The 21,750-nt window shown below is 68.7% G+C and carries 12 protein-coding genes; 6 read left to right on the top strand and 6 right to left on the bottom strand.

Annotated elements, in window-relative coordinates:
* Nucleotides 1–171 precede the first annotated feature (171 nt).
* From KEG38_RS45190 to KEG38_RS45175, 4 genes are all read left to right on the top strand, one after another.
* Nucleotides 172–5,922, top strand: coding sequence for an alpha-2-macroglobulin family protein (locus KEG38_RS45190; protein WP_272426948.1), 5,751 nt, complete (start codon nt 172–174; stop codon nt 5,920–5,922).
* Nucleotides 5,919–8,354, top strand: coding sequence for a penicillin-binding protein 1C (pbpC, locus tag KEG38_RS45185; protein ID WP_272426947.1), 2,436 nt, complete (start codon nt 5,919–5,921; stop codon nt 8,352–8,354). Before KEG38_RS45190 ends, pbpC begins: the two co-directional genes overlap by 4 nt.
* A gap of 87 nt (nt 8,355–8,441) precedes the next feature.
* Nucleotides 8,442–9,722: an AAA family ATPase gene (locus KEG38_RS45180; RefSeq protein ID WP_272426946.1), complete on the top strand. Its 1,281-nt coding sequence runs from the start codon at nt 8,442–8,444 to the stop codon at nt 9,720–9,722.
* 50 nt (nt 9,723–9,772) lie between these two features.
* Nucleotides 9,773–11,038 carry an oxygenase MpaB family protein gene (locus KEG38_RS45175; RefSeq protein WP_272426945.1) on the top strand — a complete coding sequence of 422 codons (1,266 nt, stop codon included), beginning with the start codon at nt 9,773–9,775 and terminating at the stop codon, nt 11,036–11,038.
* Here the strand turns inward: KEG38_RS45175 and KEG38_RS45170 are convergent.
* From KEG38_RS45170 to KEG38_RS45160, 3 genes are all read right to left on the bottom strand, one after another.
* Nucleotides 11,028–11,978: an STAS domain-containing protein gene (locus KEG38_RS45170; RefSeq protein ID WP_272426944.1), complete on the bottom strand. Its 951-nt coding sequence runs from the start codon at nt 11,976–11,978 to the stop codon at nt 11,028–11,030. The genes KEG38_RS45175 and KEG38_RS45170 overlap by 11 nt on opposite strands.
* Before the next feature lie 186 nt (nt 11,979–12,164).
* Entirely contained in the window at nt 12,165–13,127 is a 963-nt protein-coding gene (locus KEG38_RS45165) for an STAS domain-containing protein (RefSeq protein ID WP_272426943.1), read from the bottom strand.
* A 10-nt stretch (nt 13,128–13,137) separates the two neighbouring features.
* Nucleotides 13,138–14,178: a M28 family metallopeptidase gene (locus tag KEG38_RS45160; protein ID WP_272426942.1), complete on the bottom strand. Its 1,041-nt coding sequence runs from the start codon at nt 14,176–14,178 to the stop codon at nt 13,138–13,140.
* Between the two features lie 138 nt (nt 14,179–14,316).
* Here KEG38_RS45160 and KEG38_RS45155 point away from each other — a divergent pair, with 138 nt between their 5' ends.
* Nucleotides 14,317–16,539 (top strand): hypothetical protein, encoded by a 2,223-nt coding sequence (locus tag KEG38_RS45155; protein WP_272426941.1) that lies wholly within the window; start codon nt 14,317–14,319, stop codon nt 16,537–16,539.
* Entirely contained in the window at nt 16,536–17,147 is a 612-nt protein-coding gene (locus KEG38_RS45150; RefSeq protein ID WP_272426940.1) for a hypothetical protein, read from the top strand. The genes KEG38_RS45155 and KEG38_RS45150 overlap by 4 nt, the downstream gene beginning before the upstream one ends.
* A gap of 4 nt (nt 17,148–17,151) precedes the next feature.
* Here KEG38_RS45150 and KEG38_RS45145 read toward each other — a convergent pair whose 3' ends face one another.
* The 3 genes from KEG38_RS45145 to KEG38_RS45135 all read right to left on the bottom strand — a co-directional run bounded on the left by KEG38_RS45145 (nt 17,152) and on the right by KEG38_RS45135 (nt 21,748).
* Nucleotides 17,152–18,504 (bottom strand): di-heme oxidoreductase family protein, encoded by a 1,353-nt coding sequence (locus tag KEG38_RS45145; protein WP_272426939.1) that lies wholly within the window; start codon nt 18,502–18,504, stop codon nt 17,152–17,154.
* Between the two features lie 116 nt (nt 18,505–18,620).
* On the bottom strand, nt 18,621–20,075 hold the full coding sequence (locus KEG38_RS45140) for an RCC1 domain-containing protein (protein ID WP_272426938.1): 1,455 nt from the start codon (nt 20,073–20,075) through the stop codon (nt 18,621–18,623).
* Nucleotides 20,072–21,748, bottom strand: coding sequence for an RCC1 domain-containing protein (locus tag KEG38_RS45135; protein WP_272426937.1), 1,677 nt, complete (start codon nt 21,746–21,748; stop codon nt 20,072–20,074). Before KEG38_RS45135 ends, KEG38_RS45140 begins: the two co-directional genes overlap by 4 nt.
* Nucleotides 21,749–21,750: the final 2 nt, after the last annotated feature.

Below are 21,750 nucleotides of genomic sequence, written 5' to 3'. Positions count from 1 at the left end.
ATGGTGGTAGCATCGAACGATGGCGGCTCGCACGCGCGCCTCGTCTCCCTCGGGCCCACCCCGCGGCGTGGTTTCCACACGTCGCGGCCCGTCGGACACACACCGGAGCTCGTAACCATGCGTTTTTGTTCACCTCTCCGGCCGGCGCAGGGCGTGGAAAGGGCGCGGACCATGTCCTCCGCTCGTACCCGCCCCGTCTGGCTCGTCCCGGCCGTGCTGCTCGCCTCCTCGTTTGGTCTCGTTTGCAGCAGCACGCCCTCCGTTCCCACCACACTGCCCGGACAACCCCCGCCGCCCGTCGTCATCGAGCGGGCCGTGCACAAGGGCGACGAGCCGCTGGTCTTCCCTCCCGCCGTGTCGCGCAATGCGCGCCTGCCGGTGGACGGCGACGAGGTCGAGCGCACCTCCACCGACCTCGAGGTCCAGAGCCCGAGCCTCGACAGCGACGGCAAATTCTCCTTTCGCGGCACCTCGTTCCGCATCTCCTTCAATCAGCGCGTCGCCCGCCCCGCGGCCGATCCCAATGCGAAGGGCCCCACGAAGGCCGCCGAGGGCACGATCCGCCTGACGCCGAGCGTCGAGGGGGAGGCGTATTGGCTCAACGACACCACGCTCGAATTCGTGGCGAAGCGCCCCTTCGACACGGAGACCACGTACGGCGTGGAAATCGGCGAAGTGAAGACGCCCGCGGGCGCCGGCCTGAAACAGGCGTGGAAAGCGCAATTCAAGGCGACGCCGGGGGTCACGATCGCCGGGAAGGACCTCGGCTACATTCCCGTCCCCGGCCGCCACCGCGTGATCGCGATGCACCCGAACGACGGCCTCGACGTCGGCGCGCGCGAGACGTTCGCCGTGCTTTATGATCAGCCCATCGATCTCGGCCTCGCGCGGAGCCTGATCACGCTGACGGAGGCGGCGAGCGAGCGACCCCTCTCCGTCGTGTTCGATCATCCGAAGACGCCGACGTTCCAGGGCATCAAGGTCGACCCGAAGCTCGTCGTGCTCGTCCGGCCCGTCTCGCCCGTCGCGCCCGGCAAGAAGCTGGTCCTCCAGGCAAAACCTCGTTTTTTGGAAAAACTTCATCAGACGCGCGAGATCGAAGTGACTGTGGCCGAGCCGCTCGCGTTCCAGGATGTGACGTGTGAATGGTACTGGGACGACGACGGACGGCAGCGGTCGTGCACGTTCCAGGACGGGAAGCTGTACACGGCGGGGCGCGAGATTCGCGTGGCGTTCAATACGGCCGTCGCGACCCCGGACGACAAGCTCGCGGCCCGCGTGCGCGTGAGCCCGCCCGTGCGAAACATGACCCTGCGGAACGAGCGCTGGGACGATGAAATCGTGATCCGCGGCGAGTTCGAGCCCTCGAAATCGTACGAGGTCTCGATCGAGGGCCTCACCGACGATCATGGCAATCGCCTCGTGAAGCCCGTGTCGTTCCGCGTGGAAATGGCCCCGATGCCCGCGAGCGTGACCATGGCGGACGGCATGTTGTGGCTCGATCCGGAGACGACGCGCCATTTCGCCGTGACCTCGCGCAACATCTCGAAAGCCTCGCTCCTCGCCTGGCCCGTCGCCTCCGCGGACCGCGCCGCGCAGGAGGTCGCGCTCCGGCGCGTGCGCACGCGGGACCTGCCTCCCGAGGCCGCGCCCGTGCGGATTCCGATCGCCATCAAGGCCGAGCGAAACAAGCTCGTGACGACGCAACTCGATCTCTCGAAGCACCTCTCGGCGGGGCAAAGTTACGTCACGACGATCGCCGCCGACGAGATTGCCTTCAGCGCGAAGCTCGCGAAGTTCCCGCGCGGGAGCGAGGCCGCGAAGCCCATCGTCGCTTTGATTCGCCCGGGCGACGAGCGCTCGCTCGCCGTGCATACCCGCGCGACGCCGAATGCGACGCTCGTGCAGGTCTCGCGTCTCGCGGGCGGCGCGCCGGTGCAGGGCGCGCTCGTGCGCCTCTCGGGCGACGAGAATTCGGCCGGCGTGACCACGGATGCCGCGGGCGTCGCGCTCCTGCCCTTCGACCTGCGCACGACCGAGCGGCCTTTCCTCGACGTGCGCGCGCAGGACGCCGATTTCATTCTTCCACTCGACGGGGACGGTATCACGGAGCGCCAGATCTTCCCCGACCTCGCCTCGGGCGAGGGAGCGCCCTCCTCGTTCGGGCGGGCGTTCGTCCTGACGGACCGTGGTATTTACCGGCCCGGTTCGAGTGTGTTCGTCAAGGCAACCGTTCGCAAGCCCGACGGGGCCGCGCTCTCGCCCATTGCCGGCGCATCCTTGCGATTGCACGTCGTGGGCCCGACGGGTGACGACGTCTTCCAGCAGACGCTCACGACGAACGACATGGGCAGCCTCTCGACGACGATCACCATTCCGGCCGACGCCAAGATCGGCCGTCACCAGATCCTCCTGGAGCAGCCCGAGCAAGGTGAAAACGGCGAGCCGCTCGCGCAGACGATCGTGCAGGTGGCCGAGTTCGAGCCACCTCGATTCGTGGTCGACGTCGACGCGTCCGCGGACGCCAAGAATACGCTGCGGGCCGAGGTGCGGGCGCGCTATCTGTTCGGCGCGCCGATGGACGGCGCGACCGCGTCGTGGACGGTGCGGCGCGAGGGCGCGCCATTCCCGGAGGGGCCATTGACCGCGGCGGGGCTCTCGTTCCGGCGCGCGCCTCGCTGGTACGACGACGAGGAGCAGCCGTGGTCGCGCGCGGGCGAGGGATCGCTCTCGGCCGATGGGAAGCTCGCGGTGGTGCAGGCGCTCGAAATCGCGTCCGCGCTCGGGCCGCAGAGATTCGTGATCGAGGCGGACGTGACCGACGCCTCGCACCGGCACGTCGCGGGGAGGGGAAGCGTCGTGGTTCATCCGGCCAAACGATATGCTGGCATGAAGCTGCCCTCGACGTGGTATGGCGTGGGCGACGACGTGCCCGTCGATCTCGGCGTGATCGATCCGGAGGGGCGGCCCGTCGAGGGCGCGACCGTGACGGCGAAGCTCGAGCGGATCGAGTGGCAATACGCGAGGCGGCGCGGCGCCGGCGGATCGCTCGAATGGGACTGGACGTCGAAGCGGGTCGAGGCCGGTCGTTGCACGGTGACGAGCGCAAAGCAGCCCGCGACGTGCAAGGTGAACCTCGGCCGCTCGGGAAGCTACGAGATCACGGCCGAGGTGGACGGACGGCCCGGCGGCGCGATGGGGCTCTGGGCCTATGGGAGCGAGGGCGAGGTGCTGCCGTCCGCCCCGGAAAGGCCGCACGCGCTGGATCTCTCGGCCGACAAATCGAAATATGCGCCCGGCGAGACGGCGAAGATCCTCGTGCGCAATCCGTTCCCCGAGGCGACGCTCGTGACAACGATCGAGCAGGGCGATCTGCTGGAAAAGCGTTCGATGCGGGTGAAGGCGGGCGCGACGGTGATCGACGTGCCGCTCCGGGCCGAGCACGCGCCGTACGTGCACGCGACGGCGACGCTCCTGCCGATCGGCGCGAAGGGCCGCGCGGCTACCGATTACAAGATCGGCGCGGTGCGGCTGCCCGTGTCGATGGCGGGCGCGCGGCTCGAGGTCGCGGCGCGGAGCGACAAACCTTTTTATCGGCCGGGGGACGAGGCCGAGATCGACATCGAGGTCACGGACGGGGGCAAACCCGAGGGCGATGCGGAGGTTGCGCTCGCGGTGGTCGACGAGGGCGTCCTTCGATTGACGGATTTCCACCCGATCGATCCCGCCGTGGCGCTCCGGCCCGGCCGGGGCCTCTCGTTCCGCGTGCGTGATTCGCGCAGCGACCTCGGCGAGCTCTTCGAGCGCAGCCACGTGCCCGGCGACGGCGGCGGCGCGGTGCTTTCGACGATCACCGAGGCGCGCAAGAAATTCGTGGAGACCGCGCTCTTCAAGCCCGACGTGCGCCCGGACGCGCAGGGCAAGGCGAAGGTGCGCTTCAAGCTCCCCGATAACCTCACCGAGTTCCGGATCATGGCCGTCGCGCTCGACCGCGAGGGCAAAGGGGCGAAGTCGGAGTCGAGCTTCCTCGTGAAGAAGCCAGTGATGCTCGTGCCCGTGGTGCCGCGATTCGCGCGCGTGGGGGATCGATTCGAGGCGGCGGCGATGCTGCACAACGAGACGGCCGCCGCGCTCGGCGCGACGGTGCGGCTCGGGGCGCGGTCGCAGACGGTGAACGTGCCGGCGGGAGGCAAGGCGCGCGTGGGATTCTCGCTCGAACCGGCGGCCGCGGGCGCGCTCCCGCTCATGTTTTCGGCCGAGGACGAGGCGGGCAAGAAGCTCGACGAGGTGGAGGCGAAGCTCTCCGTGGACGAACCCGGGATCGATGAGCGGCCGCGGCTCGGAGGGGCGTTTGTCCGAAATGAAGAGGTTTTGCTGGACGTACCGGCGGGCGTGATCGAGCGGGGCGGGTTCATCACGGTGAAGGTGGGCGAGCACCTCTGGCCCGAGCTCGGCGCGCGGCTCGAATGGTTGCTCGGATATCCGCATGGATGCGTGGAGCAGACGACGTCGAGCACGCTGCCGCTCATTGCGGCGCGTACGATTCTACCGCGTATCGGTGTCACGCGGCTCTCGGAGGGCGAGCTTCAGAAGCGGATTGCGGCGGGGATTCAGCGGCTCGCGACCATGCGCACGGCTTCGGGCGGGCTTGCTTATTGGCCGGGCGGCGACGAACCGAACGTATATGGCACGGCGTACGCGATCCGGGCGGTCATTCTGGCGAAGAAGGCCGGCGTCAATCCTCCGGCGAGCTTGCTCGAAGGCATGCAGCGGTTCCTGGCGGATCGAATGCTCGACGAGGACACGGCGCCCGAGGTTTCGGCCGCGATTGCCGAGAGCCTCGCCGATGCGGGCGCGCTCGATCGGAGCGCAGCGGACGCGCTCTTCGATCGGAAGGACAATCAGAGCGTCTTCGGGCTCGGTAGCCTCGCGCTCGCGCTCGCCTCGCTCCCGGACCAGGAGGATCGCGTGAAGACCCTGCTCGACATGATCGAGGGGAGCTTCGACGAGCGGGGCGCGCTCTCGAACACGAAGCGGATGAACGATTTCTACTATTATGGTTCACCCTCGCGCTCGCGGGCGCAGGCGGCCATCGCGCTCGCGCGGCTCCGTCGCTCGTCGACGATCCTCCCGCTGCTCCTGCGGGAAATCGCCGCCGACATGGACGATTACACGACGCAGGCGACGGCGTATTCGCTGCTCGCGTTGAGCCAGCATCTCGAAGCGAGCACGGACGACGGCGTGGCCGTGCGCGTGAAGCTCGACGGTGAGAGCCTCGTGCCCACGGCGGATCTCGGCTTCGGCAGCAAGGAGTTTGCCGTTCCGTTGAGCCGCGTGCGGGGCAAGAAGATGAAGCTCGTGCTCACGGCCGAGGGGGAACGGTCGGTCGGGTATGCGATTTCGTCGGCCTGGCAGCGGGCGATCGCGGCCGCGGATTCGCCGGCTGGGACGCGGGGAGAAAAGGGGCCGTCGGTGTATCGGGTGATCAGCGATCCGCGCGGTGGGGCCGTGGATCTCTCGAAGGTCAAGGCCGGGGATCTCTTGCGTGTCGCGCTGTATGCGCGTCTCCCGGAGGTCGACGACGAGCGGCGCGGCTACGTCGCGCTCACCGATCGCCTGCCGGCGGGCTTCGAGCCGGTGCAGCCGGACCTCGCGACGGTGGCGAGCGCACCGGGGATCGATTCGCATCATCCGTTCTACTCCGCGCTCCGCTGGAGCTCGTCCGAGGCGAGCCATATCGAGATGCGCGACGATCGGGTGAACGTGTATTTCGACAAGGTCTGGGGCGATTCCGTTGCCGCGACGTACCTCGTGCGGGCGACCACGCCGGGCGTGTTCGCATTGCCCGCGGCGGCCGGTGAGCTCATGTACGAGCCGGACAGCGTGGGGTACAGCGACGCCGGGCAGGTGACGATCCAATGAAACGCCTCCCCTCGAAAAAGGCCCTGCGCCGGCTCGGCGTCGTGACGGGCGTGGTGGCCTGCATCGTCCTCGGTATCGTGGCGGCGTCGCAACGCGTGCGCGCCGCCGCGGGCGAGCCGTCGGCGCACCTCGCGGATCATTGGCACGAGGGGCATCGGATCGTCGATCGTGAGGGGCGTTTGCTCCGCGAGATCGGCTCCGAGGCCGAGCAGCGCGGCCGGCCTGTGGCGCTCGATCAAATGGGGGATCGGATCGTGCTCGTGACGCTCGTCAGCGAGGACAAACGGTTCTTCGAGCACGATGGTGTCGACGGCCGAGCGATTGCGAGGGCGATCGGGCAGAACTTGAAGGGTCGGCGTATCGTGTCCGGGGCGAGCACGATCACGCAGCAGCTCGTGAAATTGCTCGACGCCGAGGGAAAATCGGCGCCGCGCACGCTCGAACGCAAGGTCACGGAGGCGGCGCGCGCGCAGAACCTCGAAGAGACCGTGGACAAACGGACGATCCTCGAGGCGTACATGAATCGCCTCGGGTATGGCCACGGGCTCACGGGGCCGGAGGCCGCCGCGCTCGGGTATTTCGCGGTGTCGGCGAAGGATCTGAGCTGGGCGCAGGCCGCGTGGCTCGCGGTATTGCCGCGCGCGCCCTCGTTCCTCGATTCGTACGATCATCCAGAGCGCGTGCGCCTGCGGCAGCGGGCTTTGCTCGACGATCTGCGCGAGGAGGGCGTGCTGAGCGAGGCCGACCACGCGCGCGCCGTGGACGAGCCCATCAGCGTGAGGAAGGTCGATCGGCCGTTTTACGCGCCACACTTCGTGGATGCGGTGCTGCGCGAGGTGTCGCGGCCCGGCGAGCGGGGGCATGGGATCACGAAGACGACGCTCGATCTTGCCTTGCAGGAGGATACCGAGGGGCTCGTGCGCACGCACCTCGCGGCGCTCGCGTCGCTCGGGGCCAAAAATGCGGCGGTGATCGTGGTGGACAACGAGCACGGGGAGGTGCTCGCTTGGGTCGGAAGTGGTTCGTACTGGGATGATTCGATCGCCGGGCAGGTCGACATGGTGCGGGCCCGGCGGCAGCCGGGGTCGACGCTGAAGCCGTTCGTGTATGGGCTCGCATTTGCCGACGGGCATTCCGCAGCCGAGCCGCTTCCGGACGTGCCGACGCGTTTTTCGGAGCAGGGCGGGACGTACGCGCCGGGCAATTTCGACGGGACGTTCGAGGGGCCGATCAGCGCGCGCGAGGCGCTCGCGGGGAGCTTGAACGTGCCGGCGGTGCGGCTCGCGGCGGAGGTGGGCGAGGGGCGGCTGCTCGAATCGCTGCGGAGCCTCGGGTTTGCGAGCCTCGATCGGGAGGCGCGGCATTATGGTTTGTCGCTGGCGCTCGGGACCGGCGAGGTGACGCTGCGCGAGCTCGCGGGCGCGTACGTGGCGCTCGCGCGGGGCGGAGAGCGGACGCCGATCCGGATCGTGGCGAAAGAGGCGGGAGGCGAGCCTTCGCGCGTGATGGATGCGGCTGTCGCGTCGCTCGTGACGGAGTCGCTCTCGGATCCGCTGGCGCGCGTGCGGGGATTGCATGGGCGCGGGCCGTTCGATCTCGGGTTTCCCGTGGCCGTGAAGACAGGGACGAGCTCGGGACATCGTGATACGTGGTGTGTCGGGTACACACGCGAGCGGACGGTCGCGGTGTGGATCGGCAATGCCGACGGGGCGCCGACGCAAAAGCTCACGGGCGCGAGCGGCGCCGGGCCGCTCTTCGCCGACGTGATGCGGCGAGCCATGGAGGACGTGCCTTCGCGCGCGCCGCTCTGGGACGAGGCGCATCTCGAATCGGTGGAGGTTTGTCCCCTCACGGGAAAGCTGCCGGGGCCGGCTTGCGTGGATCATGCGTCGCGGCATTTCATTCGAGGGAAGGCGCCGAAAGAGACGTGTGATTGGCACGTGCGCGCGAGCACGCGGGAGGGCGCCCGTCCCGGCGAGGCGCCGTTTGCCTGCGATTCGCAGGGGAGCCGATCGATCGTGGTGTTGCCCGAGGCCTACGACGGTTTTTTGGCGGCGCTGCCGTCCGGCGCGCCGGGGCACGATCCCTTTGGTTTGCCCTGGCTCTCGCGGTCGAGCGTGCCCGGCTGTGGGGAGCAGGCGCACGCGGAGGCGATGCTGCGAATCGACGGGCCCGCGGCCGGCAGCGTGTTCGTGTACGGGGAGGAGGGCGATGCGCAGGTGATCGTCCTCTCGGCGTCGTCGGTCGGTGGTTCTCCGGAGCGGCGCGTCAGCGAGGTCGAGTTCGTGGTGGATGGCGAGGTCGTGGGGCGATCGCGCTGGCCGTTCCGCATGCGGTATCAGGCGACGCGGGGGGATCACGAGCTCGTGGTGCGGCCCGTCGATCCGCGCGTCGCGGTGCGCACGGCGAAAACGAGCTTCAGCGTGCGTTAGGCCAATACGACGTTTGACAGGTCGGGGGGAGCCGCCCTAGCATGCGTCGCGGAGGGGGGCCGCTCGCCGGCTCTTGCGGACCTCGGGATGATCACACGCATCGAGATCGACGGGTTCAAGTCGCTGCGCGCGTTCTCGCTCGATCTCGAGCCGCTCACCGCGATCGTCGGGCCGAACGGGGCTGGGAAGTCGAATCTGTTCGACGCGCTCGCGTTGTTCGCGAAGGTGGCGGAGACGAACCTCGTCACCGCGTTCAAGGGAGGTCGGGGGCGTATTCGGGATCAGTTCGCGCGCACGCCCGAAGGCGTCGAGCGTTCGATGCGCTTCGCGGCCGAGCTCCTGCTCCTGCCCGGGTCGTCGCGGCACGACCTCGTGCTGTCGCGCGTGCGGTACGAGGTGGAGATCGAGCGGACGCTGGAGCGCGGCGGGCTCGACGGCCTCGTGATCACGCGCGAGCGGCTTCTGCCGATCAAACATGGCGCCGACGCGTGGATCGATCAGCACCCGCATTGGGGGCCGCTCGCGCGGTACGGGACGCCGGAGATGCGCGTCGAGCTCGAAGGCGCCCCGGGGCCGGAGCGGATCGTGCGGATCGAGCCGGGCGACGGCGGGCTGTCGTTATCGGTGGATATCGGGCGGGATCGAAGCCTCTTATCGCTGCCGTATGCGCTCGTGACGCCGCTCGTCGAGGCGACGAGCCGCGAGCTCCGGGCGTTTCGGCTCCTGCACCTCGAGCCGCATCGGCTCACGAAGCCGAGCGATCGGGCGGCCGGAACATCGCTCACGGAGGACGGCTCGAACCTGCCGACCGTGCTCGCCGCGCTCGGGCCCGAGGCGCGCGTCGCCATTCGCAAGGACATGGAGACGCTCCTGCCCGGGTTCCGGGGCTTCGAGGTGACGCCGTTCGAGGACGAGCTCAGGCTCGAGGCCGATTTCATGGATATGAAGCGCCTGCCGGCGCGGCTTTTGTCGGACGGGATGCTGCGGCTGCTCGCGCTCTTCACGCTCTTGCGATCCGCGCGGCGCGGCGCGATCGTGGCCATCGAGGAGCCCGAGAACGGCGTGTATCCGGGGAGGCTCCGCGCGCTCGTGGATTCGCTGCTCTCGGCAACGGCGCCGGCGCTCGGGGAGATGACGACCGTGCCGCAGGTGCTCCTGTCGACACATTCGACGGCCATCATCGCGGCGCTGCGTGGGCTGCCGAGGGCGATCGTGTTCGCGGATCTCGTGCGCGGGCGCGACGGGATGCGCTCGACGCGGATGCGGCACGTGGTGTCGGAGGGCGAGAACGAGAGTGGCGCGGTCCCGAGCGTCTCCTCGGGGGAGATGATGCGGTTGCTCGAATCCTCCCGCCCCTGGGACGATTGAGCTATCCTGGGATCGCGCCGATCACGAGCGCGCGGAGGAAAGGGATCAGGATGGGCGAGCCGGCGTTTTTCAGCTCGGGTTCCGTGGATCGGGTTCCGACCGAGTTCCGCTACTGGGACAACATGAAGGACGCGGGCACGCAGAAGCGTCGCAAGCGGCTGAAGAGGCTCGTCGGCTTCGATCCCGTGCTGCCCGACGAGCTCGTGCGGACGTTCGCGCACTGCTATTACGACGCGGATCCCGTGGCCGAGGCGTTCGTGGAGGAGGTCTACCTCGCGCAGGGGCAGGGGGCCGGGCGCAAGCTCGTGGATCGGGCCCTCGAATCGGGCGTGGCGTCGATCCCGGACGCGCCGGCGTCGCTGCAAGCGCTGTTCGCCGAGGTGGAGACGCCGCCTTCGTGGCTCGATTGGGACAAGGTCGAACACGGCGCGCGGGTATGGCGGCGTTATGGGACGCACATGTTCAGCTTCGCGGGCGCGGTCACGCTCGACGGGTACCAGGAGAGCTCGGTCGCGAAGCCGCTCGCGTTCACCGGCGCGTATACCGGGGAGTCGGCGCATCGGCGGTTTGTGGAGACGGCCGCGTTCTGGATCGACATTTCGGAGCCGGGGGCCCTCCGGCCGGGCGGGCTGGGGAGGAAGACGGCGCTGCGCGTGCGGCTGATGCACGTGTTCGTGCGAAAGCGGCTCCTGCGTCATCCGGGGTGGGATCTCGACGCCTGGGGCGTGCCGATCAGCCAGGGGGATGCGCTGATCACGCTGATGGCCGGCAGTGTGGGCGCGATCGCGCTGAAGAAACTCGGCTATCGCACGAGCCGCGAGGAGATCGAGGCGCTCATGCACTTCTGGCGGTACGTGGGCCATTTGATGGGCGTGCAGCCCCGATGGTATCCGACGACGTTCGAGGAGGGCGTGCGCCTCCTGTTCACCGCGCTCACGAAAGGCGCGAGGAAGGCCGGCGAGGACGGCGTGGATCTGGCGCGCTCGTACGTGCAATCGTACGCGCCGCGCGAGGGTGATCCGCCGCTCGTTGCGTTGCGCAAGCGGCTCGAATACCACCTCGAGCTCGGGTACACGAAGTATTTCCTGTCCCCGCAGGCGTTCCGCACCTTTGGATTGCCGGATCCGGGGATCTGGGGGTTTCACCCGATCGCGCAGTTCCCGCTCGTCTTCGCGCTGGAGACCGTGCGCAAGCACGTGGACGTGATCGATTCCTGGGCGGACACGTTCGCGCGGTGGCGCGCGCGGCAATGGCTCGATATGCACCTCGGGCCGCGGCGCGCGGAGTACAAGGCCGTCGAGTCGTTCACGCGTTGAGGCGGCCGGGGCGGCGACGCCCCGCCTGACCGAGGGCGTGCCCGAGCGCGGCGCTGAGCGTCGCGAACGTGGAGAGTTTTGCCACGTCGATTCCCAGCGAGACGATGATCGAGGCCACGCGGGGCGAAATGCCCGAGACGAGGCAATGGCTGCCGAGGAGCGTGACGGCGCGGACCATGCGCATGAGGTGCTCCAGCGTGGCCGCGTCGACGTCTTCGAGGCCCGTCAAATCGAGGACGGTGACGCGGACGCGGCTATGGGTGATCTCGGCGAGGAGCGCGTCCGTCATGGCCGAGGCGCGCGCCTCGTCGACGGCCCCGAGCACGGGCATCGCGAGGACGCCGTCCCACACGTGCAAGAGCGGGCTCTTGAATTGCTTCAGGGTCCGCTCGTTGCGCTCGAGCGCGAGGGATTGCTCGATGCGATCGGTGGTATCGAAGATGTAGCCGAAATAATGGGTGATCTGGCCGCTCGCCCGGTCGCGCCGGATGACGGTATAATCGGCGATCCAGATGGTCTGTCCGTCGCGGCGCTTGATGCGGTAGGGCTCGTGGGCAAACCATTCGGCGCCGCTCGCGCTGTTCGTGCTGACCTCCTCGCCGACGCGGCCGAGGTCCTCCGGGTAGACGAGGTCGGAGTATTTTAGCTTGTTCAGGAGGTAATCCTCGGTCGGATACCCCGTCAGCTCGAATACGTTCGGGGAGACGTACTCGACGGGCCAGCCCTCCGTGGCGCGCCAGCGAAAGACGACGACCGGGCCTACGGAGAAAAGGAGGCGTTCCTCCAGGCGCGTGCTCAGGCTGCCGATGGCGCGATTGAGGTTCCGTTCGAGGTCGCCGAGCGGGCCGTCGTCGATATCCTCGATGAAGTCGGGCAGCTCCTCGTTCGCGAGGCGTGCCAGGGTCGTGGAGATTCGACGCAGTCTCTCGGCTTGATCCATGGGGGTCCTTCGGTTTCGAGCACCCCCCCGAAGCTTGTCCCCCCGAATGAAAACCCGCCCAGTTTACCCGAGCCGCGTTCGCGTCGACAAGGGGTTTACGCGGAGCACGAGCGTTTCGAATTCGGATGACGATGGAATTCGTAGCCTCCCGTGAGGCGCAATGGGAATTCGGCGCTGTGCGCTCTTCTACCGGCTGCCGCGGCGGAGATTTCTTTCCCGGAGGGCATGGCCGAGCGCGGCGCTCAGCGTGGCGAAGGTGTGTAGTTTCGTAACGTCGAGGCCGAGCGATACGATGGCCGCGGCAACCCGGGGTGAAATGCCCGAGACGAGGCAACGGCTCCCGAGGAGCTCGGCGGCGCTGACCATTCGCACGATGTGTTCGAGCGTCGCCGCATCGACGTCGTCGAGGCCCGTCAAGTCGATGACGCTGACCTTGATTCCGCCGTGCGTGATCGATTGGAGCAGGGTGTCGGTCATGTGCGCGGCGCGGGCCTCGTCGAGGGCGCCGACGACGGGCATCGCGAGGACGCCGTCCCAGACGTGGAGGAGCGGGCTCGCGAGCTTGCGGAGGGTGAGCTCGTTTTGCTGGAGGGCCAGCTCGTTTTGCTGGAGCCGGATGGATTGCTCGATGTGCGCGGTGCTGTCGAAAATGTAGCCGAAATAATGGGTGATCTCCCGGGTCCACGGGTCGCGGTGGATGACCGCGTGGTCGGAGACCCAGACCGTGCGGCCGTCGCGCCGACGGATGCGATAAGGCGACTGGGTGAACCATTCGGCGCGGCTCGCCTCGAAGGCCCGGAGCTCCTCGGTGACGCGCGGGACGTCCTCGGGGAGGATGAGGTCGGAGTAGATCCGCGTGAAGGAGAGGAATTCCTCGGCGGGATAACCCGTCAGATCGAGAACGTTTGGCGAGACATACTCGACGGGCCAGTCGGGTTCGGCGCGCCAGCGAAAGACGACGACGGGGCCGATGCGGAAGATGCGGCGCTCTTCGAGGCGGACGGCGAAGCTCGTGATGGTGCGATTGACTTCGCGTTCGATGTCGCCGAGCGGGCCGTCGTCGATGGTGTCGATGAGCGCGGGCACCTCCTCGTCCACGAGGCGCGAGAGCGTGTCGGCAATGCGGCGCATGCGGGCGGCGTGATCCATCGCGGCGACCTCAGGCGAGCTTCGATTCGAGCATGCCGACGAGCATCGACGCGTGGCTCCGGAGCGGATCCGGCAGGGCGCCGCGTTCGTCGCACTGGGCGAGCAGCTCCTCGGCGGTCTCGCGGGCGGCGCTCGCTTCGGCGGAGACGGGTTCGAGCGCGGTCGTGATCGTGATGAAGGAGCGAAGCGTCGCGGCGTCGTCCCTTCCGTGGCGCAGGAAAGGAATGGGGCCCGGGGGCCGCGCGCAGGTCTCCCGCACGAATCGCTCGAGCCAGCGGGCCGTCGCGGCCATCTTGGGCCAGTCGAGCTTTTCGGGGGTGTCGGTCGGCGTGTGGTAATGGCGGGAGCGGCCCGAGGTGAGGAAGAGGAAAGGGACGCCGCGCTGCCAGAAGGCGAGGTGATCGGAGAGGGGCGGGATGACCTCGGCGTCGGCGCGGCGGATGCGCACGAGGGGCTCGCTCGTCGCGATGGAGTCGACGTGGGCCGCCGTGCCCTCGCTGCGCTCGGCGCCGAGGGCGAAGAGGGACGCTCCGACCTCGTCGGGGACGCCCGCGGGGCCGAAGGTGTGGCCGACGAGGTCCATGGCGCTCATCATGTCGATGCGGTCGAGGGGGACGGGGGGGTGTTTCGCGAAAAACACCGAACCCATCGTGTCGTGCGTGAAATGCGGGGGCTCCTCACCGTCGAAGGCGGCGAGGATAACGCCGCGGCCGGTCGGGCGCTCCGCGGCGAGGGCGCGGGCGACTTCGAGGAGGATGCCGACGGCGGCGGCGTTGTCGTCGGCGCCCCAGAAGACCTGGCCGGCGAGCTCGCCGAGGTGGTCGAAATGGGCGCCGACGAGGACGTATCGCTCGACGTCGCCGGGGAGGACCGCGATGACGTTGGCGCCGTGCAGGCCCGGGACGGGCTGTTCGTGCGGATCGAGGCCGGCCTTGCGCAGCGCCGATACGACGGCGGCGCGCGCGGCGTCGCCGCCCTTCGTGCCTGGTTTGCGACCGGCGCATGCCGGAGAACAGAGCTCTTCGACGAGCTTTCGCATCTCCGTGGTCATGGCGGGCACCTTATCATGGCGCGCGGACCGAGGTAAGATGCGCTCGCTCGCGTGACCTGGGACGAGGGGCCGAGGGCCGGGCGTTGCTCGGCGCCGCGCGAAGGCAAGGGACACGCGAGCCGGGGAGAGACAGGGACGATGCGTTTTTCATGGGGCTATCCGATCGCAGTCGCAGCGGCATTCGTTGCATGCAAGGGGGGAGGCGAGAAGACAGCGGGGCCCACGCCGAGCCCGGCGGAGACGACGAGCGCGGCGGCGAACGGCGCGGCCACGGCGCCCGCGCCGAAAGAAAAGCCGAAGGCCGTGGCGCGGGAGGGCAGCACGATCGCGCGTTCGCCCTCGGATGACGCGCTTTACGTGGCCGACGAGGAGCGGGGCGTCGTGCACGTGATCGCGATGCCGGTGGACGTGGCGAAACCGGCGCAGACCGTGAAGGTGCCCGGTCAGCCAGCCCAGGTGCTCGCGCTTGCGGATCGGGTGCTCGTGACGATCCGGAGTGAAGGGGCGATCGCGCCGGGCACGGATCTGTCGCCGGAGGAGCGCGAGGCGAGCGCGGCGCCGGCGCCCACGGCGTCGGCGAGCGCGGCGCCGGCGGTGACGAAAGCAAAAGGGCCGGAGAAATACGAGAAACCAAAGACCGTGCCCTCGGCGACGGGGCCGGGGCTTTTGCTCGTGATGCGAAAGGATGCCGAAAAGGGACTCGTGGTCGAGTCGCGGATCGAATTGCCCGAGGACGCGTGGGGCGTGGCCGTGACGCCCGATGAATCGACGGCGATCGTGACGAGCGCCTGGACGCACAAGGTGTCGGGGGTGGATCTGGCGACAGGGAAGGTGCGTTTTTCCGTGGATGTCGCGCGTGAGCCACGCGCGGCGGTGGTGCATCCGAGCGGAAAAGCGGTTTACGTGACGCACCTCGTGGGCACGGATCTCACGCGGATCGACGGAATCGACGGCGAGGCGGCCTCCGCGCGGCGGATCAAGCTGCCGGCGTCGCCCTTGCGGACGCCGGTGGGGGCGACGTCGAATGCGTCGCTCGCGTATTCGGCCGTGCTGTCGCCGGATGGGAAGAAGCTTTACGTGGCGCGGCACGCGCTCGGTGGAATGGGGCCGCAGGTCTGGATGGGGGTGTCGGCGGTCGACGTGCTGCTCACGACGGACGATACACCGCTCGCGCCGACGCGCCTCGCCGGGCCGAAAACGACGGCAGAGGACGCGACGGGGCTGGTGGAGGATCAGGAGACGGGCGGTGAGGGGCCGCGTACCGCGCCAAACCCGTTCGTGCAGCCGCGCGCGATCGTCTACAAGAAGAGCACGGATACGCTGCTCGTGGCGTCGGAGGGGACGGACGCGCTGTCGGAGCTTTACGCAGGGCCGATCGATCCGGCGCTGTTCATCGCGGGGGGGGTCGAGTTGCGGACGGATCCGGATCCGAAATACAAGGTGGCGACCGGATGCGGCGCGCCGAGCGGGATCGCGCTCGCCGCGGACGAGAAATCGGCGTACGTGTTTTGCCGGGCGACACATTCGATGGAGGTCGCGTTTTTCCATTCGGGGAAGAACCAGTTGATGCGGCTCGGGGAGGAGCCGCTCCCCGCGCAGGCGGCGCTCGGGCGGAAGCTTTATTATAACGGGACCGACGAGGTGACGAGCGGGGGAATGGGCTGCGCGGGCTGCCATCCGGAGGGGCGAGACGATGGGCACGTCTGGCACGAGCGCGCGGCCGTCGGGCAGGGGCCGAATTTCTTCGCGGGGGCGGCGAACATGCCCGGGTGGGACGTGGAGCAAAAGACGGGCGGAGGTTTTGCTCGCCAAACGCCGATGCTCGCGGGGCGGGTGGTGTACGAGGGGCCGTATGGGTGGCACGCGGAGAGCCCGCATCTGACGCACCGGCTGACGAACGGGTTCTTGCTCCATCGATGGGGCGATCTGCCGTACGGGCACGATCGAAAGGAGCTGACCGAGCGGGCAATGGCGCTGCGGGCGTTTTTGCGGCTCGGGCTCGTGCCGCCGCCGCGCAAGACGCGGGAGCTCTCGGACGAGGAAAAGAAAGGGCAGGAGGTGTTCCTGCGCGTGGAGACGAAATGCGCGGGGTGCCACGTGCCCGAGATGGATTACAGCGATCGCGCGCCGTATCCGGTGTACTCGAAGCTGCCGCCGCCGGAGAGTTTCGAGGCGGATCCGGAGCTCGGGTACAAGACGCCGTCGTTGCGGTTTGTCGGGGGGACGGCGCCGTATGCACACGATGGGCGCTTCTCGACGCTGGAGGAGCTCATCGAGCGGAACGACGATCGCATGGGGAACACGAACCAGCTCACCAAGCCGGAGCGCACGGCGCTCGTGGCGTTCCTGAGGACGTTATGAAGACGAAGAAGGGCACGATCGGGTTCGTGGCGCTGGCATTCGCAGGAGGCGCGCTGTTCACGGGCTGGGCGAGCGCAGAGGATGCGCCGCCCGCGCAGGAGGCGCCGTTCGGGAGCGTGGCGGCGCTGGAGGATGCGGGCACGGAGGACGCGGGCGGCGGCGGGGACGCGGAGGCGGCGCCGGCCGCGCCGCCGAAGCAGACGCTCACGATTTCGGCGGACAAATCGCCGCGGCCGAAGGACGCCGACTGGGACGTGCTGGGCGTGGAGATGTCGTTTTCGCCGGGGTCGACGCCCAATGGCTGCAGGCTTCAGCACATCCGGGAATGGGTGCGGGTCCGGTGCACGGGGGCGATGGTGCACATTTCGATGCTCGGCGGCAATCACGAGGGGGTGTCGATCAAGCTCGATCCCGTGGGAGCCGACGAGTTCATCCCATTCCCCCAGGGCGGCGAGGTCGTGTTCCCGGTGCGGACCGGGGATCGCCGGGTGTTCGAATGGATCGGCGTGGAATTCGGCTACAAGGGGATGACGTCGGCGTCGAGTTTCCTCATCCTCTCGGAGTCGTGGCTGCCCTGGGACGAGGGGCCGACGATTTACGCGCGTTGACAGATCAAAGGGAGCTGACGAATTGAAGGAGCGCGGCGCGGTCCGAGGCGGAGAGCGCGCGGAAGGCCTCGCGCGAGGCTTCGGCCTCGCCGCCGTGCCAGAGGATGGCTTCCTCGATGTTCCGGGCACGTCCGTCGTGCAGCAGGCGCGTGTGCCCGGAGATCAGGCTCGTCATGCCGACGCCCCAGAGTGGGGCCGTCCGGAAATCGCGGCCCCCGGCCTCGTGGTCGGGGCGATCGTCGGCGAGCTCCGGACCCATGTCGTGAATCAATAGATCGGTGTACGGGTAGATTCGCTGGCCTTCGACCTCGGGAAAACCCGCGAGCGGGCCGGTGACGAACGATGGCGTATGGCACGCGTTGCAACGTGCCTGCGAGAACAGGGCCTTTCCCAGGAGGACTTCGGCGTCGGCGGCGTCTGGGCGGTGGGGCATGGCGACGAGGTGAGAAAAGACGACGATTGCGTCGAAGCGAGCCGGGTCGATGTCCAGCGTCGTGCCTGCGGCCGCGGCGCAATCCACCTGGATGGGCGGGCAGTTGTCGGCCGGGCGAAGAGGGGAGGTGATGCCGATGTCTCCGAGGAAGGCCCCGGCGGTTTGTCGCGCCAGGTCCACCTCGTTCGCTTTCCACCCGAATCGTCCGGGCAAAAGCGTTCCATCGATAAATACATGGTTTCGGCGGCCGCGAATGCCATCACCATTGGCGTCGCCGGGATCGGCCAGCGCCTCGATGTCCTCGTCGCGGACGGCGGCGAGCAGGCCGAGCCCGATCATGGGCTGGGCCACGCGGGGTGAAATGCGGGTCTCCGCCGCGAGCGGACCGAATGCCAGATCGCGAGCCGTGTACGTCGGTTCCAGCAGCTCGTACGATGTGCCATCTGCATACGAGCCGGGTTTCGGGGCATGGTCGACGGAAAACCACCCTTCCGGCGTGACCCCGGGGATCGCCTTGTTCTGGATCTGATCACCGTAGCGGGGATCGGGGAGGAACGTGGCGCCGTCCTCCGACGGAATCGACAGCCGCACGAGCATCGACGTCATCGGCTGGCCAGGAGGCGGAGGCGCGCCGCGGCCGCCCCGGAAATGGCAGCTCCGGCAGGAGGTCCCGACGTACGTCGGACCCAGGCCGTCGCGGTCGACTTCGCCTCCGACCGTCCACGCGACGTCGAAGAGCGCGAGCCCGGCCTCGAAGGTCCCGAGGCGCTCCAAGGAGAGGTTCGCGGCGGGTCGCGAAAAACTCTTTTCGTCGCGTGTATCGAGGGTCGTGTCGCCGCCGGGCCGCTCTTCGCCAGGCTCGAACATCGCCGGCATGGCTCCGCCCGCGCCCGCCGCGCCGGAGCTCGAGGTGCTGCTCGACATACCCGCCCCGCCGGCACTCGAAGAAGAGCCGCCGGTTCCGCCGGGGCCCGGTTCGAGGATTGGATCGGAGCACGCGAATCCGAGGGGAATCACGGCCCAAAGAGCTCTCCGAAGCCTCACGGCCAGGGCACTCCGACGGGGACACTCGAGCGCTCGGGGCCCTCCGGGGGCAGCGGGAGCGCGAGCTGTCCGCTTGCATTCGAGCCCCACGCCTGGAGGCCGCCGGTGTCGTCCACGACGAGCGCGCCGGTGAGGCCCGCGGAGATGGCGCGCACGCCGCCGACCAGGCACGGCGTCGGCTTGGTTCGCACATTGGTGTCGCCCACGCCGAGATGCGCGAGGCTATTTTGACCCCAGCCGAGGAGATCGCCGTTCGTCAGCACCGCGTAACTCGTATTTCCCCGCGCGCCGAGAGCGAGCACGCGGTCGGGCAAGACGAGGGGAACAGGCTGCGGTCTGGAAGCCAGGATGCCGGCCGAGCCATCCCCGATTTGCCCGCTGGAGCCGAGGCCCCATGCATACACGTTGCCGCCCGTGGTCATGGCAAGGACATGGTCCCGGCCGGCCGCTACGTCGACGATATCGACGAGATTCGGAACGATGAGCGGCGAGGGGTGGGGCGAAATGTCCTCGTCGCCGATTCCGAGCTGGCCCTCGTCGTTCGAGCCCCACGCGTGAACGAGGCCGTTCACGTCGACGGCGAAGGACGCGTCGTCCGAGGCGGCGATGGCGACGATTTCGGCTGTGGTGGGCACCTCGACGATTCCAGTGTGGCTCTCCGTATCGCCGGTGCCGAGTTGCCCGCGGCCATTGAGGCCAGCGGCGAAGACGCGACCATCCGCGCGCAGAAACAAGATATGTCCTGCGCCGGGCGCGATGGCCGTGATGTCGTCGAGCCCGACGATTGGCTCGAAGGACGGCTGGTCCGCGGTCGCCATGAAGACGTGCCCCTCGGCATCCAGCACGAAGAGCGAGTCTCCGCCTTCGGCCACGGAGACGAGCCCTGCCGGCGCTTCCCTCTTGGCGGGAATGGGGTTGCCGCCGCCCCATTGCACGAGCGCACCGTCGTGAACGGCATACATCGTGTCGAGGGATGCGGCCACGGGGCGTCCGCCATAAAGGTGCGTCTCCGCAGTCGTGGCCTTTCCCGATGGCAAGACGAGCGTCACGACAAATGGATTCACGCCCCGCGTCAGAGGGGAGCGCAATCGTGCCGACCCTGTGGTCGCCGATGCGTCGATGGATCGCTCGTCGAGGATTTCTTCGCCGCGCTGGAGCCGGACGGTGGCTCCTCCTTCCGGTAGGGAAAATGCGACGTCCACGTCCACGAAACGACGCTCGAATGCCATGCCGGGCGGAGGGCTGACGAGTGTGAGCGTGGCGTCGGGCGTCGGGATCGAGCCGCCGCCTTCACCGCCCGAGCCCGCCCCACCGCCTCCGGTGCCTGGGGCCATGCCCCCCGAGCCCCCCGAGCCGGCGGACGTCGATTCCGATGCCGGCGGCTCATCGTCCGAGCACGCGGCGACCACGCACCCGGCGAGCACCAGAACGGCGAGCGCGCGGAGCCTCATGGGAGCGTCACGAGCCCCGGCGTCGGATAAGCCCAGTTGTTGAGCAGATTCGGTCGCCCGAGGCTGCCATTCGTGCTCCATCCCCACGTGTAGACCGTGCCGTCCGGCGCCGTGCCGATCACGTGGGTCGCCCCAGGTTCGATGTCGAGCACCGCGGGCAGCGCAAGCGGCGTGTCCGGCGCATTTCGATCGACGGTATCGTCGCCGCCGATGCCGAGTTGCCCATTGAAGTTCTGACCCCAGCCGACCGCGCTTCCGTTCGCCCGGATGGCGAAGCTGAAGTTTCCGTCGGCGAAGACGGCCGCGGCTTCGGCCAATCCCACGACGGCCGTGGGTGAATGAGCCTCCGCGTCGGCACCGCTCATCCCATTGCCGACCTGACCGTTCTGGTTGAGCCCCCAGGCGACGATGGTCCCATCGGAGCGCAGCGCGAGCACGTGATCCCGCCCCGAGGCGAGGTGCACGACGTCGGCCAATGCGGGCACCTGGACCGGCGTTGGATGCGGATCGGCATCCGCGGTGCCCTGGCCGAGGTTGCCGAATTGATTCCTTCCCCACGCCCACACGGTGCCGTCGCGCCGCAGCGCGAGAGAATGCTTCGATCCGCCGACGACCTGGATGATGTCGTCGAGCCCCGCGATCGCCACGGGGGAATGGCGGTCCTCGGTCGTGCCGTCGCCGAGCTGTCCCGAGGCGTTGTCGCCGAAGGCGCGAACCGTTCCGTCTTCGAGCAAGACGAGCGTGTGATCATACCCGAACGTCGCCGCGAGGACACCGGAGAGGTTCGTGTTCTGCGTGGGAACCTCGCGTTTGTCCGCATCGCTCATTCCCGGTGCGGCGAGGCCGAGCCGGCCGTCGGCGTTGTTTCCCCAGACGAACAGGGCGCCGTCCTTGCGAAGCGCCAGCGATTGATTCTGGCGGAAATCGAGGGCGGTGATTTCCTCGATGTCGGGCACGAGCACGGGTTCGAGGCGCGACGTCGTCTCTCCCACGCCGAGGCCGAGTTGCCCGAGGTTGTTGCGGCCCCACACGGCGACCTTCCCGGACGAGATTGCGCCCGTGTGAGATCCGCCGGCGCCGGCCTTTCGCTCGAACATCACGTCGAGGGGCACCTCCGTTCGATGGCCGGCGAGGTCCTCGGCCGCGACGACGAGCGTGTTTTTCCCGCGTGTCGGGCGCGCGTCGACGAATCCATCGAACATCGGCGCGCCGCTGTCCACGGGGAGCGCCGTCACGGGGGCGCCGTTCAACGTGAATTCGACTTTCGCCAGGCCGCCGGAATCCTCGGCGTGCACGGAGACGAGAATGCGAGCCGTACGGAGCAGCGCGCCGCTGCTGATTCCTCCGAGGGTCACGACGGGTGGCGTCGAATCGGACGATGCGCCTCCTTCTCCGCCCGCGCCACCCGCGCCACCCGCGCCGCCGGATCCGCCGGTGCCACCCGTCCCGCCGCCGCCCTCACCGCCGGTATTTCCTGTGCCGCCGCTGCCGGACGCGGCCGATCCACCCGCGCCGCCCGAGCCGCCTTGGCCTCCGCTGCCGGAGGTCGTGGTGGACGCGCCGGTGTTTCCCCCGGAGCCGGGCGTCACTTCGCCTTCGTCGCTGCAACCCGCGCCCGCGCACAACACGAGAGCCGGGGCCAGCGCCCACGGCCAGAAGATCGTCCTTTTCATCA

It is taken from the genome of Polyangium jinanense (genome assembly GCF_028435265.1).
GTDB classification, from domain to species: Bacteria; Myxococcota_A; Polyangia; order Polyangiales; family Polyangiaceae; genus Polyangium; species Polyangium jinanense.
The sequence above is the reverse complement of the archived record's forward strand: the minus strand, read 5'-3'. Positions and strand labels throughout refer to the sequence as shown.